Raw genomic sequence first — 13,777 nt, forward strand, 5'->3', positions numbered from 1 at the left:
TAAAGAACTGCTTGCAAAATTATGATGTCGTATTGCAGGAAGAGACACATAATTTCGGAGCAGCTCATCTTTCTGTTACAACAAAAGCAGCCCTCAAGAGCACAAGTGATCCCGATACATTGTCTGCAGATAAGGACAACTTGGCAGTACCCACTCCAGAAAAGCCCAATACATTCTTATCATCCAGCATGCTAAAGCCAAGCTCACAGGAATTCATACCCCGCGGGAACAATTCATTTTTGTTGTTTTCGCCTGGTCAAAATACTCAGACTCCACAGGCAACATCGCCTAAATTAAGTTCCGGAATGAGCAGAGCAAAGCCTTAGTCTCGAGCCAACTTTCTTTTGGGCTCCAATAAAAAAACTTCCAAATTGTGAGGTTTCTGCAGGTTTCCAGAAACCTCACGGTGCTCATACATTGATTTTGTTACAGCTGGATCTCTTGCTCCCGAGATGACATATCTGTGAATACTTACAAAAATAGTTTTAATCCAAAGTCTTCCTAAACAGCAACGTTGCTGAAATAACAATAAAAACCATAAATAATAGAATAGGCCAAATATCAGGCCAGAGAATACTAAAATCCGCCCCTTTCAACATGATATTACGTGTAACTCTTAAAAAGTGTGTTAATGGGATCAATTGGCTAATATATTGAGCCCACATTGGCATGCCACTGAATGGGAACAAAAATCCAGAAATCATCACTGCAACTAAAATATACGCATTAGTTGACGCAACGGCTTGAAATTGAGTCTTTGCAAAAGCAGAAATAGCTAAGCCCATTGCCAAACTTCCAATAGAGTAAGGTGCCATAATGAAAAGATACAGGAGGAAACTCCCATAAAAAGGTACAGAAAATACAAAAAAAGAAATGATTAATAGCATAAATAAAATAAGATAACCTACTATAAAATGTGGGATAACCTTGCCTAAGATAATATTTGCTGCACTAAGTGGCGTGATTAATAGCGTTTCGAATGTACCCACCTCATATTCAGCTGTAATGGACATTGCGGTGAGCAGCGTCAGTGTTGTAAACATTAATACGGAAATCAATCCCGGAATAATATTATATTGTGAAAACCCTTCCGGGTTAAACTTGGCGTGTATATCAAATTCAAAAGGTGTTTGTTGTGAAGGAAGATAGCCAAGAGCGCCTTGCAGATCATGTTCAAACAATTGTGCTGGGAGATCTGCTGCAGCACGAAATGCATTTGAAATCGCCACGGGGTCAGAAGCATCCGCCTCAATGAGCACATGTGGTTTTTCTCCTCTCAATAAGCTTCTTGTAAAATTAGGAGGAATATTAATGACAAACAAGCCCTTCCCGCTAAGTAACAAATTCTCTGCTTCGCGTTCGGTGCGGGCAAAGGTATCTAAAGAAAAATATTCTGTGTGTTTAAAACCTTCTAATAACGTGCGAGTAAATGAATCAATTTCAGAAGATATAACCGCCGTTGGTAGGTATTTGGGGTTCGTATTAATCATGAAACCAAATAATAATATTTGCATTATAGGAACTAAGAATAAAAACAAAAAAGTAGACATATTTCGTTTGATCTGGATAAATTCCTTTTTCGCAACGGATAAGACACGATATAAATCTGTTGTTATCATTTATAATCTCTGATCGCCAAACGTAGAGAGCCAAACAAAAACATCCTCTAAAGTCGAATCAATTATTTTTCCATAAAAAAACTCATTTTCGAAATAGGGCTGGATTGCTCTAGATAATTGCTCCTGATTTTTACTGCTTACATGCAGTGTATTATGGAATCGTAATACTTGATCAACACCCTCGGTAGACTCCAATTGATGAGATAACATCGCAATATTTTTTCCTTTTATTTCCCAAGTGGTTAAATTTACAGAGTTTAAAATTTCCTCAATCGTTCCCGACATCAAAGTGCTTCCGTAACACATATAGGCAATTTTATTGCATTTATCGACTTCATCTAAATTATGAGAACTCAATAAAATGGTAATTCCCTCTCTTGATAACTGATGCATCAGCTCCCAAAATTCTCGTCTGGCTTTAGGATCAATATTAGCGGTTGGTTCATCTAATAATAACAATAGAGGATCATGCAATAAAGAAACGGCTAATGACAAACGCTGTTTCCACCCTCCAGATAATGTGCCTGCAATCTGATCTTTGTATTGTTCTAAATCAAATTTGTGCAAATACTTTTCTATTTGATTTTTTCTATCAACTACTCCATAAACCTCAGAGAAAAAAATCATATTTTCATAGACAGTAAGATCTTTATAGAGACCAAAATTCTGTGACATATATCCAACAAGCGCTTTGATCCGGCTAGATTCGGTTAAGATATCAAACCCAACACATTCACCAGAACCCGAATCAGGAGTAATCAGACCACATAGCATTCTTAAAGAAGTCGTTTTTCCAGCTCCATTCGGTCCAAGAAAACCATAAATATCACCATATTCAACCTGAAGATTAAGATCCCTAACAGCCTGATATTTATTGAACTTTTTAGTTAAATTCCTTACATCGATAATATAATTGCTTTTATCCATAAAATACCTATAAACAATTTATTTCCACACTACTCTTATTCATTGATGAAGTAATAAAAAATCATATTTCTATACAAGCTAACTCTACTTGTTTCCCGAAATTTTCAAAAGAATTTTTTGAAATAAGGACTGGTGCTGAATGGATATAAATTTTTTAACAAGTTCAGCTTCAATAACTAACAATTCGCTATCGACTTTTGCAAAAGCCGCTTCTTTTCTTTTCATATCCGTCATAAATTCCAAATCCCCAAACATTTGATTTATTTTAACAACAGTAGAACTACTATTCTTTAAATTGAGAAGAACAACCTCGCCTTTGAAGAGATAATAACAAGCATCAGCAATATCCCCTTCTTTATACAAACAAGTTTCTGCACTAACCTTAATATTTTTGGCTGTTTTCACCATTGTTTGTATTTTCTCGTGAGAAAAATTACTAAATAGATGATGAGCGCGGATAAACTGAATTAAAAGAAATTCTTCACTTAATTTTTTTAAATTGGGATACTTTATTTGTGGCTGTTCTAAAAAACTAAGAAAATCATAAAGACTAATTTTTAGTAACTGCAGAGGATTAAGTGCTTTCACAGTAGCCGTATGTAAACCTGTATGCGAGACAAATCCCTCAGATGATAGGCCAATAATATCTCCTTTCCTTAATTCAGAAATACGCATAGCCTGCTTTTTTCCTAATGTATGCACCGCTCTGCTTACTTCTGCACTTCCTGAAACAATAAAATAAATACAGTCTATCGCCTCACCTTCTACAGCAATAATTTGGCCTGCTTCAGCGGATTCAGATTGTGCATACCCAATTAACTGCTGTGCATTTGTAGGATTGAGAAGACAGAAAAGAGGATGTTGTAAAATAAGATCCTCATAATGTTCAGAATTCTTTTTCATAAATCGTCTGTACTCATAATAGTCATAATCATTATTAAGGTCTCGCTAGATTGAGCCAATAATAGAATTGCAATCAGCCTAGTCTAACGTTCTTCTGAAAAGTAAGATTCCCAAAAAAATAATAATGACTGAAAATAAAATTATAGGCCAAGTATCTGGCCATAAAATATCCAAACCCGCTCCTTTTAACATACTATTGCGGGTGATTCTTAAAAAGTGTGTGAGCGGAATAACTTGACTTATCGATTGCGCCCAATGAGGCACACCAGTAAATGGAAATAAAAAACCCGATACCATAATGGCTACAAGCCCATATGCGTTGGTTAAACCTACCGCAGCAAACTGCGTGCGGGTAATCGCTGAAATAGCAAGTCCGGTCCCTAAACTCGAGATGGAGTAAGGTGCTACAAGTAATAAAAACAACAAAAAGCTGCCATGAAAAGGAATAGAAAAAATAAAATAAGCAATTGCTAACAATATAAATAAAAGGAAATACCCTAAAATAAAATACGGTATCACCTTACCAAAAATAATATTCGCTGGGGTTAAAGGTGTGATTAGTAAGGTCTCAAAAGTTCCTCGCTCAAATTCTGAGTTTATCGATACTGCAGTCAATACAGTCAACGTTGAAAAGATTAATAAAGCAATTAATCCAGGTATAGTATTGTATTGCGGAATGTATTCAGGATTGTATTTGGCCTGAATATCGAAAATGAATGGTGCTTCCTGGGACGCTAAATAACTAAGTGGTCCTTGTAAATCATGTTCAAAAACTTTGGCAGGTAATTCGGATGCTGCACGAAACGCATTTGAAACCGCTACTGGATCTGAAGCATCGGCCTCAATTAAAACATGCGGGTGCTTTCCACGAATTAAATCCCGGGTAAAATTAGGTGGAATATTAATGACAAAAAGTACTTTTCCACTAAGTAATAACCGTGCAGCTTGTTGTTCATCTCGAGTTATTGTTTCAATTGAAAAATAACTCGTATTTTTTAAACCCTGCAATAAAGTTCGCGTAAAAGGAGTATCCTCAGAAGTAATCACTACCGTTGGAAGATGTTTGGGATTCGTGTTAATAATCGCCCCAAATAAAAGTATTTGGGTAACTGGAATAATAATTAACCATGAGAAAATCAAAAAATCCCGTCTAATTTGAATAATTTCCTTTTTTGCAATCGACCAGATACGTAGAAATTCGTTTTTTATCATTTATCATCCTTGAATGAGCATTAAAAATGCTCAATTTTTCTCAAAACAATATCTGGATTTTCCCGGAAAATATCCATAGCAGATGATTTTGTTGATACAGCTCATTTTGTGTATCGTATCTTAATATGATCATGACTGACAGTCTATGCCTCCATTTTGAAGTTTCTTTAATATATTTTAAATCAGTGTATTGTCAGATATGACCATTTGATGGTAAGTTTTTTTATTCTCTCAATTCAATTGATTAATTCGTTTAAGATCAAAATAATATGCAAAAACTCATTCCAAGGTGGCTGTTTTTCTTCATGATTTGCATACTTATTGCGAGCTGCAAGCAAGAGAACAATTCACTGCAGGGGTATGTTGATGCAAATTATACTTATATCTCAAGCAATTTTGCGGGCAATCTTATCAGCCTTGATGTCTCCAAAGGCAATACAATTAACCAAGGTGAATTGCTGTTCACTTTGGACGTAGAACCCCAACAATCCCAACTCAAAAAAGCCAAAGCCGAGCTCGCACAAGCGTTGGCACAAGTCGAAGTAAAACAGGTTAATCTTGATTACCAGAGTGCATTATTCACCCGTTATCAAAAACTGGTCAAATCAGGTGGGGTCAGCATAGAACAACTTGAAGAAGTAAAGAACGATTACCTTAATGCGAAAGCATCATTAATCACCCAACAGGCATTAGTTGAGTCGTCCATGGCAGGGTTAACCCAAGCCAAATGGAGTAAAGCAAACAAAAAAGTGTACTCTTCCGTTTCAGGTTATATTTACGATACCTACTTTACCATTGGTGAATTAGTATTATCCGGACGCCCTGTATTATCTATTGTGACGCCTGAAAATCTAAAGGTGGTTTTTTTTATCCCTGAACCTTTATTAGCCCAATTAAAATTAAAAAATCAAGTAACCATCAGCTGCGATGGGTGCAGAGAAACATACCCGGCAACGATAAGCTATATTTCTTCAAAAACCGAATATACTCCTCCTTACATATTTAGTGAAAGTTCAAGAACGAAATTTGTTTATCGAGTTGAGGTAAAACCAAGCAAAGCAGCATTTAAATATTTACATCCAGGGCAGCCGGTCAGCATCAACTTGATTTCGTGATAGTTAAAGCGAATTGTTTTGCTCTCGTTATATAAGAAGATCAAATGCAAAAAATTTATTTATTTTTATGCACATTAATCCTTACAAGTTGTAAGGTCGGACCTAATTTTCATTCACCCGATGCCCCCAAAACAATTCACTATAATGCAGGACCGGTGAAAACGAAAACAGTTGGCGCGAAGAGTCGAGGAGGCCGTTCGCAACGCTTCAACTTTAAAAAAAATATATCCAAATCATGGTGGGAAGTATTCCACTCCAAGGAATTAAATTCATTCATTGAAAAAGGATTAAAAAATAATCCATCAATAGAAATGAGCAAAGCTAATTTGCGCAAAGCACAGGCTAATTTACTTGCTGAAGCAGGGCCCAATTTATTTCCTACTGTAGATACCCAGTTTTTAGGAAGTCGTGAACGAAACAGTTTACTTGCCACAGGAATTAATATTACCCCGATTCCGGGAACCAAACTTCCGTTTTCGTCAGTCAATACATTTGATCTGTACAATACCTCTATTAGTGTTCGCTATAATTTAGACTTATTTGGCGGTACTCGTCGTCAATTAGAATCCCTAAGAGCCGCAATTGATTATGAACGCTTTGAATTGGAAGCAACCTATTTAACCCTAACAGCAAATATAGTGACAACTGGCATTACGATTGCCTCGTTACAAGAACAAATTAAAGCAACAAAAGAACTGATAGAGTGCCAAAAAAAATTGGTGCAAATAGAAAATAGCAACTACCTTCAAGGACATACATCCGAGCTTGAAACACTCAATAGTGACAATCGACTTAAGGAAACTCAAGCGCAACTCCCTATCCTCAAAAATGATTTAGCTAAAAAATATAATGCTCTTGCAGTACTTATAGGCTCATTACCGAGTGAAACTGAGTTTTTTAATTTTACACTGCGCGATATGCAATTGCCTACAGATCTTCCAATGACACTACCCTCACTGCTTGTCAAACAACGGCCGGATATAAGGTCTTCTGAATCGTTATTGCATAAAGCAAGTGCAGAAATCGGTGTTGCAACCGCCAATCTCTACCCTAAATTAAATATAGGCGCCACCTATGCGTGGTACTCAACGGCACTGAGTACCTTGTTCAATCCAGCAAATAATGTGTGGAACTATGGTGGGCAAATATTTGAAACCCTACTTAAAGGTGGAGCATTACGAGCCAAACGTAAAGTTGCCATTGCTCTGTATGAATATGAACTTGCGCGATATAAAAAAGTGGTACTTGAATCCTTTCAACAGGTTGCAGATGCATTACATGCGCTTGAGTTTGATGCCGAGTTATTACGCGAACGAGTCAATTCAGAAATAAACACAAAAAAATATTTTGAAATAGTAAAAATGCAACACCAACTCGGCAAAGCAAACTATTTAACTGTTTTAAGAGCCAAAGAATCCTATTTAAAAATACACCTAAAAGTAATTCAAGCTGAAGCAGCTCGTTATAATGACACCGCCGCGCTCTTCCAATCCCTAGGCGGCGGATGGTGGAATAATGGATAGGGTCTTACTATGTTGGCCAAACCAACCTACACCTGCTAATGGAAATTCACTAGAAAATCCTGGTTGCAAGCAACCAGGCTACGACTGGCTATGTTGTGGCGCACGTGGCCTTGGTTTTAATCCTTTTAAGCCTTTTGTTCATAACGATTAAATAGTTTATAACCTTCATTTTAAATTCGGTTAAAACAGGTAAGGGGCTAACGGGACACTCTAGAAAAATCCTATTGCAAGCAACTAAGATAAGATTATACTTGCGCTACATAGCAGGCCAATAAGAATAAGAAAGACATAGAGTCCATAAATTTTCAGGGCATGTTACCTAATATCATTGTCAGGAGTTTTTTAATCATTAATTTTAGGAGTATCAGGTGTGAACAGTAACATTATAAATAAATCTGGTTTTAGATATTGGTTAAGCAGTATTGCTTGTCTTACATTTCTGACATTAGTAAGCCACGGTGCAGCAGCTGGTACTGTCGGAGGTGTGTCTTTAGGAACAATGGCATCAAACATTACTAGCTCATTCACGAACTTGGCTAAATTGGTGACCGCTGGTTCTTATTTGGCTGGGTTGGGATTTTCTATTGGGGCGATTATGAAATTTAAACAGCACAAAGATAATCCGACTCAAATTCCAATTGGAACACCAATTTCTCTAGTCTTTATTGCTGCCGCTTTATTGTTTCTGCCTTCTATTTTAGGTGTAACAGGAGAAACCATGTTTGGAGCCGGTGGCGGTCAAACTGCAGGACCTGATGGTATTATTTTTTCATCAACGAACACTGTCGATCGTATATCTTAAGCGGGTTGGTATACGGTGCAAACGTGCAAAGCACCGAAGATGTTAGCTTAGCCTGGCTGCTTGCAGCCAGGCTACAATGTTGCACAAATCAGGACAGGGGTTCATGTGGTTGGCGCAAGATCATCGCTGAAATTTAAATCTTCAAGAGGTATTTCCATATTTCTCGCGGCAAAAAAAAGTACATTTTTAGCAGAAGAAACAAATCTATTTCGACTCTCTTTGGTACACTGGATATGGTCTTCCAAGAGCCACCAACTCAGGGCATAGGCTGTTGCACTTGCTCCTGCTATTTCCATAAAAAAACTGATATTGGCAACCGCACCCAGTGCTAAAGGAAAACCACCTAGGGCAATCCCACCTAGCAATTTTTGCCACAGAGTTAACTCATTCCAATAATTGCTTATACGTGTAATTAGAGATGTACTTTGTTTTAAAGTATCTATTGCTGAATATAGGTTATCAAGTGCAGCATCACAACGAGAATCTCCTCTTCGTTTTGCAGCATCTTTGAGTATCGTAATAGTCCGCTGTAAATCTTCAAGATCTTTGTTATTTTTAGCCATTTCGATTTCCTATCCCGCGCCAAGACGTTAAATGCCCAAATGTAACATAAGCAATAATTGCGTCAATAGAACTACAGCCAGGAACTCACGGATAAATACTGCTTGCAAGCAACCAGGCTAGCTGCTTGTTTTCTTTGATAGCCATGCAACAAAAATCAAACTCTCTTGGTTTGTGCCTATAATTTAAACATACAACACCGCAAACCATGGAGGGTTTATGTATACATTTAAAGATGGAGATATTCATGCTTATCAGACCCAAGCACGAACAATTACACTAGTTAAAGGGAATTCATCGGTACTGTATCCCTTTTACACGTCTTCTGGTCTTAATAGCAATAGCAAGGAAACCTGGTTCCCCTGGATGGGTTACGTGGACTATCCTGATGGCGATTCTTCTAAGGGTGAAGTTTATATGGTGAAACCAGTTACCCGGAGTGTTTCCGAGGAGCCGGCTGCCATTTTAAAGAAATACCTTGTAGATAAAGCTGTTGCAACATGTATCAGCGAGAGGCCAGCAACGATAACCCAACTTATGAAAGAAAAACTTGGCCCCGAAGCAGCTCTTCTGTTTGATAGCGGTATGGAACTTGATGATGAGATAATCAAGACGATAAAGGAACACTATCACGCAATTGCTAATTCGTTTATTAGTCGCATGGGTAATGATGAGGCCTTGGCAATTTCTTGTTCTTTAGGTGGTGGCGAATGGGATAAATACCCTGAAATGCGTCAAGAAATAATGAATGCAAATGCCACAGCGAAATTTATTAAACCCATTGAAAAGCTAACCTACACTGAGAGTCCGATTCGAGTTATGACTGAACCAGAAAAGCAAGAATTAATTGATTTTAAAGGCATCGTTTGTACCGGCATGGTCAAAAGGAGTCATGCGGAAATGGCAATACATATGGAAAAAATAATCCGCGAAGAATCTCAACGCTACGTCTCTACGTATTTTATTCAAGAAAAAAAGAAGTTTCCTACAAGTGAACAGGTGAATGAATTGGTTCATTTAACCCATGCTCGAGAACTAAGAGATAAATATGTTGGTTCTGTCTCTCATCTTGTGCAAACGGAGCGACACAAAGAGGCCAATCAACCAGACGGCGATATGAACCCTCATTAATGGAATGGCTTTAAATTTTTATTACACACAATAAATGACTTCAAATAGGCACTGCAAAGCTTGGGACAGCGTGTTTTGTAGTGCAACGATTGCAATTGTCGCTTCATCTGAATTAGATCTGGAAAAGCTCCTAATCATCTCCATTACTCCCACAAATCATCAATAATTCATCGACACTGCTTATCCATCACTCTTTGTACTCATCTCCATTGAGTTAACTATTGAGCTCTTTTGGTGATTTTTTATCAATCAAGGGGCAAATAAAAACCAAAAAGACCAAGCATTGTCTATAATTTATCATATCTGAGCAATACCGCCTGGAGGTTTTATGGGAGCAGCTGGATATAACTTGGGTTATCTTTTACATATTCAGAAAAATATTGTAGCCAGTCTTAATGCCAGCGAAGCAGCAGAGTTACAACGAAATTTAGCAGAATTAGATTCATTTGAACAATTAAATTCCCGCCTTCGAGCGTCTATCCCCAAGTATGAATCCTGGATCGCTGAGCAAATTAGAAATGGGGCGAATGAGCTTCAACTCAGCATATCTTATCCGCCTCCTCGTCCCCTTGATCTAAGCCCTACTATAGCGCGCATTTCGAGCTTGCTCTGCAGAGTAACGCCAGAAGTAAGTGCTTTGCAAGACAGGCTATTAGAGGAAATGTTCAATCCCTCAGGAGCTTTAAGTAACTATTTAAAAAATCTTTCCGACTCAGACAAAGTATTGTTTTTATCAGCACTGATTAATAATAATGCAGATAATATTTATCTGATATTGAAAAATGCACCAGGGCTTGCAGAAGTCCCAGCAGAGCAATTAAAACAAATAATCTATCATAAAAGTGCCATGGAGGTGGCTAATTATGGTGCTTTTACCAATACCTTGGTTGCCAATATGATTGCAAAGATATGTCAACCTGCAGATGGAGCGCCTGCACTGACACAAGACAAAACAATGGCTCTCTTTGAAAAAGCAATGAGAGGAATTTCAGACCATGATCTTCCTCTCCCTATAAAAAAGAATATTTGCCAATACCTTTTTTCTGCTCTTAGCTCTTCTATTGGCATTAGAACACCTTTGCAAGCTGCAGGACAGCTTCATTACTCTACCTCTTCAACTGACCGCATAAAAAGACCTGCGATTGATTGGCTTGATTATTTGTTAGTGACTAATAAAACATTAATTGACGAGATGACTCCAGCAAAAAAGCACGAGTTGCAGAATGCCTTAGATCGCTATGATGGCATTACAAGAAACAATACCTTAGCAACCGGGCCACATGAAATAACAGATTCTACGACTGCTGTAAGTCGAATTTATGAATTACTGTGTCGAGAGCCAGCTGAAATCAATATTGCGAGAGTCTCCATTGATGTCGCGTTAAAAGATGGGCCTAACAGCCCATTGAGCAGATATCTAAGCAATCTCCCTACAGAAAAAAAAGCAAAATTAATTTCCGCTCTTATCAGTAATGACAGAGATATTTTGGGAAATATGTTGTCTGAGATACCCACACTAGCAGCTATTGACAAAGAACGTTTAAATCAAGTGGCCGAAAGCGGTCGGCTTGAATATTTTTTAAACCCTACAGTAGTCACATTAATTAAAATGCTAGTCGAGCCTGCAGATGGCCAGACGGCAAGTCCCGCCAAAAGAATTCTTCTTTTGGAAAGGGCAATTGGAAATGTCCCTGATGGTTTTATTAGTACGAGCATGAAGAAAACGCTCTATGCACAAATACTGCCCCCACACGAACTCCAACTGCTTGATTATGCTTATCATGAAACTGCAAAAATTATTACAACAGTAGAAGCCCAAAAACATACCGGAAAAATCAGTCCCACAAAATATAAAACAGCCATTCAAGCCGAGCTTGATTATTCAGAATTTATTTTACTCACGCTGGGAGTACTAAAAGACGTGTTGCATAATGACTCGCCATCAGGCGCAAGTAGCATACAAAAAGCAGAATTAAATCACATTCGACGCTTATATATGGCAAGAGACTATGAAAACGCGATAACAAAAATAAATGAATTTTGTGTAAATCACAGAGAGGCAATAGGAGGCGCTCTTGCGGATACAATCACACTTCGCTCTCCACGCTTAAATGAAGTTAATCGCTCTAAAAATTATCCCAGACGATTTTTTGAAACAAGATTAGGCCAAACCTTCCTTGGACAAGCAGTTGAACTTGAACGCATTAACCGCATTTGTTTGGCGATCACCGGTGTCCGTTTTGAGACAGACGGGATTACTCCCGGATCACCTGAGGCTGCTCAGGTTGTTAAAGACGCAGTCAGTGCTGTAATTGATTTCTGTCAGCCGCCCCACTATGCTCGTGAAGAAATGCATCATCGCTATAAAGAATTATCTGCTCAATCTGAGTTCTTCCGTGACCGCGTAAAAACGTATCGTCCCGGATTTCATCACAAATCGCTGGCAGGATCACCGACAGCATTATCATCACCCTCCATCCATAGCCGCAATCGGGGAGTTATGGTATCAAATCAGCCAAGCTTTGGCGACGAAATAACGCAACAAGATTATATTAACAAAACCACAGATAAAATAGGAAGCTCGGCTCCTTACTCCCCTTTGGCAAGACGTTCTGCTTTTGCAGGTAATATTTCAGGCCATGCATATGGTATGGTAGCAAGATTAGAAAAATATATGCAGCTTAATCGAAGTAGCCCTACCCTGGAGGATGATGTAAATCATTTTATAAAAGCGTTTATGTCGGATTACACATCACGAGGCTCTCATAGCTTTTTTGAAGTATTCGATGCATTTAACGAGCCGGCTGTTCTTAGGATTTTTGCTGATTGTGGGGTCAGATTAAACTTAGAATGGAGCGATGAATTGCTTGAGCAGGTTACAAATGCGAGCCAAGACTACACAGCGGCTTTAGTTTTACGTAGAACCACCCATACCAGTTTATCAGAATCGCTAGCAACCCATGGTTCTATGCCTCCCTTACATCGAGCAGCTTACAAAGGAAATAAAGTGATTGTAGAGCAGCTACTTAACTCTGGCCAGGATCCTAATGAGAGTGAGCCCAAGGACCATAATACACCGCTGCATGTGGCCGCTATGCAAAACCATCCTCATGCTGTAAAAATTCTTCTGAGTCATCCGCACATTGAGGTGAATAAAAAACGCGCTGACGGCATGACCCCTTTGCATCTCGCTGTTAAATCAGGACATCTTGCGATTGCACACCAATTGTTACATGCTGAATTTGCTCCAGCTAATCCTAATATCCTGGATAACTCAGAAGAAACCCCCTTGTTGATCGCAGTAAGAGCAGGCCGTAGAGATCTAGTAGAACTGTTATTAAAAGAAGGGGCAGATCCTAATGTAGGCAAATCCCCACTTTTAGAAGCGTTCAAAAAAGGAGATACGTCATTAGCCATGTTAATCCTTGAACATGGCGGAAACCCAAATGTAACAAATAATGATGGAATGACTGCTTTGCATCTTGTAATAGAAAATCCTGCGCTAGAGCAAAGAAAATTAGTGCAGCTCCTATTACAAAAAGGAGCCATAAACACAGAAGATACAACGGCAACAACACCGCTGAGAATGGCCATCGCTGCAGGTCTCGCTGAAATTAGTACCGATATTCTCTTATCAATGAATCGCTCTGAATTAACAGAAGCAGATAAAATGGCTATTTTAAGCAATAAGGCGCTTCCTAAAGCACTCGCCGCCTGTTGTAGTATACAAATAATGGAGTCAACAACGAGAAAAATGGAACTTCTAAGTAGAACTCTACACAGAGAAAATGCATTAGGAGAAGTGCTCTACAGCGAACCCATTCCTGCCTCGATGTTTGCGCCGAAACGATTTAATGGACAGCCTGTAACAGGAAGCGTAGATACCCTAATGCGAGCTCATTCAGCAGATGTACGCACTTTAGAAGCACCTGCACCTGAAATGGGACCAGAATTAGGCGCACCTTATCGAGAATAAAAAGATTA

The 13,777-nt window shown here is 38.5% G+C and carries 12 protein-coding genes; 7 read left to right on the forward strand and 5 right to left on the reverse strand.

Annotation, left to right across the window (positions count from 1 at the left end; translation table 11 throughout):
• Nucleotides 1-326 (forward strand): hypothetical protein (locus tag BGO44_RS11130; protein ID WP_286823137.1); only part of this gene is annotated, 326 nt, incomplete at its 5' end.
• Nucleotides 327-485: 159 nt separating this feature from the next.
• Here the strand turns inward: BGO44_RS11130 and BGO44_RS11135 are convergent.
• The 4 genes from BGO44_RS11135 to BGO44_RS11150 form a co-directional block, all read right to left on the reverse strand.
• Nucleotides 486-1,619, reverse strand: a complete 1,134-nt coding sequence (locus BGO44_RS11135; RefSeq protein WP_058509889.1) for an ABC transporter permease — start codon at nt 1,617-1,619, stop codon at nt 486-488.
• Nucleotides 1,620-2,546: an ABC transporter ATP-binding protein gene (locus tag BGO44_RS11140; RefSeq protein WP_273200355.1), complete on the reverse strand. Its 927-nt coding sequence runs from the start codon at nt 2,544-2,546 to the stop codon at nt 1,620-1,622.
• 84 nt (nt 2,547-2,630) lie between these two features.
• Entirely contained in the window at nt 2,631-3,449 is an 819-nt protein-coding gene (locus tag BGO44_RS11145) for a cyclic nucleotide-binding domain-containing protein (RefSeq protein ID WP_058509887.1), read from the reverse strand.
• Nucleotides 3,450-3,527: 78 nt separating this feature from the next.
• On the reverse strand, nt 3,528-4,661 hold the full coding sequence (locus tag BGO44_RS11150) for an ABC transporter permease (protein ID WP_273200359.1): 1,134 nt from the start codon (nt 4,659-4,661) through the stop codon (nt 3,528-3,530).
• 305 nt (nt 4,662-4,966) lie between these two features.
• On the opposite strand from BGO44_RS11150, the gene BGO44_RS11155 reads away from it, so the two are divergent.
• The 4 genes from BGO44_RS11155 to BGO44_RS11170 all read left to right on the forward strand — a co-directional run bounded on the left by BGO44_RS11155 (nt 4,967) and on the right by BGO44_RS11170 (nt 8,101).
• Nucleotides 4,967-5,776 carry an HlyD family secretion protein gene (locus BGO44_RS11155; protein WP_237760425.1) on the forward strand — a complete coding sequence of 270 codons (810 nt, stop codon included), beginning with the start codon at nt 4,967-4,969 and terminating at the stop codon, nt 5,774-5,776.
• 44 nt (nt 5,777-5,820) lie between these two features.
• A complete protein-coding gene (locus BGO44_RS11160) occupies nt 5,821-7,299 on the forward strand; it encodes an efflux transporter outer membrane subunit (protein WP_273200362.1) in 1,479 nt (492 codons plus the stop codon).
• Nucleotides 7,292-7,450 carry a hypothetical protein gene (locus BGO44_RS11165; protein ID WP_286823138.1) on the forward strand — a complete coding sequence of 53 codons (159 nt, stop codon included), beginning with the start codon at nt 7,292-7,294 and terminating at the stop codon, nt 7,448-7,450. The genes BGO44_RS11160 and BGO44_RS11165 overlap by 8 nt, the downstream gene beginning before the upstream one ends.
• Before the next feature lie 219 nt (nt 7,451-7,669).
• On the forward strand, nt 7,670-8,101 hold the full coding sequence (locus tag BGO44_RS11170) for a type IV secretion protein IcmD (protein WP_273200364.1): 432 nt from the start codon (nt 7,670-7,672) through the stop codon (nt 8,099-8,101).
• Nucleotides 8,102-8,202: 101 nt separating this feature from the next.
• Here BGO44_RS11170 and BGO44_RS11175 read toward each other — a convergent pair whose 3' ends face one another.
• On the reverse strand, nt 8,203-8,664 hold the full coding sequence (locus BGO44_RS11175; RefSeq protein WP_058509883.1) for a hypothetical protein: 462 nt from the start codon (nt 8,662-8,664) through the stop codon (nt 8,203-8,205).
• Nucleotides 8,665-8,881: 217 nt separating this feature from the next.
• On the opposite strand from BGO44_RS11175, the gene BGO44_RS11180 reads away from it, so the two are divergent.
• On the forward strand, nt 8,882-9,793 hold the full coding sequence (locus BGO44_RS11180; RefSeq protein ID WP_273200366.1) for a hypothetical protein: 912 nt from the start codon (nt 8,882-8,884) through the stop codon (nt 9,791-9,793).
• Between the two features lie 328 nt (nt 9,794-10,121).
• Nucleotides 10,122-13,769 carry an ankyrin repeat domain-containing protein gene (locus BGO44_RS11185; RefSeq protein WP_273200368.1) on the forward strand — a complete coding sequence of 1,216 codons (3,648 nt, stop codon included), beginning with the start codon at nt 10,122-10,124 and terminating at the stop codon, nt 13,767-13,769.
• Nucleotides 13,770-13,777 lie beyond the last annotated feature (8 nt).

The organism is Legionella sp. 39-23 (assembly GCF_001897665.1).
GTDB lineage: Bacteria > Pseudomonadota > Gammaproteobacteria > Legionellales > Legionellaceae > Legionella > Legionella steelei.